The organism is Metallosphaera javensis (ex Hofmann et al. 2022) (assembly GCF_022064045.1).
GTDB classification, from domain to species: Archaea; Thermoproteota; Thermoprotei_A; order Sulfolobales; family Sulfolobaceae; genus Metallosphaera; species Metallosphaera javensis.
In genome coordinates this window covers 1-379 of the sequence record NZ_JAKNCW010000058.1, presented here as the reverse complement: position 1 = coordinate 379, position 379 = coordinate 1, and the positions used below count along the sequence as shown (strand labels likewise).

The following is a 379-nucleotide window of genomic DNA, read 5'->3' as shown; positions in this document are numbered from 1 at the left end:
AGGATCTGCTCGCATATGGCCTTGACCTCCTGGCTCATCCCGTTCAACGTGAAGAAGGGGAAGCGGGTGTTAGCTACCGGGAGACCACCGATCTGCAGAGGTCTTCCAGGAGAAGCCCCTATTCCCTCGTAAATGAAGGGGTAAGCATCTGAGACCATCCTCATTATATTTTCAGTGTTCTTAGACATCGAATAATTTCCTTTGCTATCCCTATATACTAACTCGATACTCATCGAAGCCATCCTTAGTCGCAATGCGTTACTCATCATTCCCATGAAGATTGCCTGGTAACTCGAAAGCGCGTTCCACACGGGTCCCAGGATACCGCCACAGTCCCTGAACTGGGCCGGGTTGTACCACGTTGGGGGAACCTTCAACT

Annotated in this window: 1 pseudogene; it reads right to left on the bottom strand. The window is 50.7% G+C overall.

The features are described 5' to 3' along the window. A pseudogene (locus L3N51_RS12380) lies at positions 1–379 on the bottom strand (hypothetical protein); the annotation flags it as partial.